At 55.9% G+C, this 1,748-nt stretch carries 3 protein-coding genes; 2 read left to right on the plus strand and 1 reads right to left on the minus strand.

What is annotated here, in order from left to right; genetic code table 11:
- Positions 1–136 precede the first annotated feature (136 nt).
- On the plus strand, positions 137–649 hold the full coding sequence (locus ACPYOI_RS35605) for a sigma-70 family RNA polymerase sigma factor (protein WP_481424116.1): 513 nt from the start codon (positions 137–139) through the stop codon (positions 647–649).
- A gap of 114 nt (positions 650–763) precedes the next feature.
- On the opposite strand, the gene ACPYOI_RS35610 is transcribed toward ACPYOI_RS35605, so the two are convergent.
- Positions 764–1,207, minus strand: a complete 444-nt coding sequence (locus ACPYOI_RS35610) for a response regulator (protein ID WP_481424117.1) — start codon at positions 1,205–1,207, stop codon at positions 764–766.
- Positions 1,208–1,531: 324 nt separating this feature from the next.
- Between ACPYOI_RS35610 and ACPYOI_RS35615 the strand changes: the two genes are divergently transcribed.
- Complete coding sequence (locus ACPYOI_RS35615; protein WP_481417892.1) at positions 1,532–1,723, plus strand: CsbD family protein; 192 nt, start codon at positions 1,532–1,534, stop codon at positions 1,721–1,723.
- Positions 1,724–1,748 lie beyond the last annotated feature (25 nt).

Consider the following 1,748-nt stretch of genomic DNA (forward strand, 5'->3'; position numbering starts at 1 on the left):
AGATCTTCGACGTCGTTCACGTGAGCGATGTCATCAAACTCGATTGAAACCTTTTGGTTCGATAGCGGACGGTGGGTGAAAGAGCGGGAACCATTAGGGCGCGTATCCATTCCGGTTGGTGCTCGGAGGAACCGCCATGCCGCACTCCCCTTCCCTTGAAAATGAAATCGTCGCCCTACGTCCTGTAATGCGGGCCTTCGCTCATCGATTTACCACATCGGATGCCGACGCCGAGGATCTGGCACAGGAAACCGTCTTGAAGGCCCTCCGCCATCTGGATCATTTCACGCCCGGAACCAGCCTCAAAAGCTGGATGTTCACCATCCTCCGGAACCAGTATTGTAGTCAGTACAAGCGGTCGAAGCGTTACCGTTTGGCCTCCGACATTTCCGAAGCCTCCTTCGAAATCTCCGTGCCATCGGATCAGGATTGGCCGTTGCGGCTGAAAGATGTTTCCGAGGCAATCGACCGTCTTCCCAAACACATGCGACAGGCGCTGATGCTCGTCGTGTCCGGGCGCTCGTACGCCGATGCCGCAAAGGATTGCGGGTGCGAAATCGGTACCATCAAGAGCCGGGTCGGCCGCGCGCGGAGGGCATTGATGGTGGCCTTGGATGAGGCCCGTTTCAGCGAAGCTGCAACCCGGTAGAAAAAACCCGCCAAAGCGGGCAATTCAGGTGCACTCCACCCCGAGCATGCTCTCCAAGGAACTCAAACGTCCGGCGGCCGCCTCACCCCTTTGTTCGACGAGTTCAAGCGAATCCTAATTCGTCCGAAAGATTTCCCAGAGGCGACGATGAATCGTCAAGATGTCTCCTTTCGCTTCACTCAGAACGAAGCATCCAGGCGGCTTTAATGAACTCGAAACAAAGGCGGCGAACACGAAAGGGATCTGGCGGACCTCGAGGATTTCCACGCACGCAATCATCTCGTCACCCTCGTAGTCGAGATCGATGATCGCGCCATCGTGGCCGCCAAGGTCAAAAGATGAAAGAGCATTTGCCGCCACCGGGCCTGCGAGAACAATGTCGAATGATCTCCAAGCGTTCGAAACATTCGATGGGGTGGTACGACTGGAAATCACGAGAAAGCGCAGCATGGCGATCTGCCCCTGAGTGCGATGTTCGAACAGAACACAGTCGGGGAAGTTCCGAAGAGAATCCCGGTGCCCCTTTACCTGATCAGATACGACCAGAATTGCAAGCATTTACTCAACGGCGAAGGGGTGCGTTATTCCCGCAACGCCGCATAGAGCGAGATCGTCACTCTTTGCGGTGTATCCTCAGGTGTTGACCACAACATCGTCCGATCAAGCTAATTCAGACGACGACCAGGACTGCGATTCTACTTCCATGTCCGCTCGGACGACAACTTCGACAGGTATCTCGGTGGTATCGGATGGTCCGGTAGTCGAGCCGCTCCTTGCGATGATCGCCTAAACCGAGATGACACCGTGCAGGGAACGAAACGACTGCCCCGCAGTTAACTGGCACGCAAACAATCATGTTTGGCGCTGTTCAGGAGAAGTTACGTGAGAAGCACATCTGACAAGGCATCGGGCAAGACCAACGAACTGGCGGGCAAGGCACGCCAGGTTGCTGGCAAAGCCGTGGACAACAAGGAAATGCAGGCTAAGGGCGCGGCGCAGGAAGGCAAGGGCAAGGCCCAGGTCGCCAAGGGCAAAACTAAGGACGCAGTCAAAGGCGTCGTTGATCGCACCTGACCGAACTACTTTGATCCCGTTGTCA

Source organism: Rhizobium sp. SVR5-2C, from assembly GCF_056755115.1.

What these genes read in the sequence shown, in the direction of transcription:
- ACPYOI_RS35605 (WP_481424116.1), top strand. Translation starts at nt 137, where the DNA reads ATGCCGCACTCCCCTTCCCTTGAAAATGAAATCGTCGCCCTACGTCCT.
- ACPYOI_RS35610 (WP_481424117.1), bottom strand. Translation starts at nt 1,207, where the DNA reads ATGCTTGCAATTCTGGTCGTATCTGATCAGGTAAAGGGGCACCGGGAT.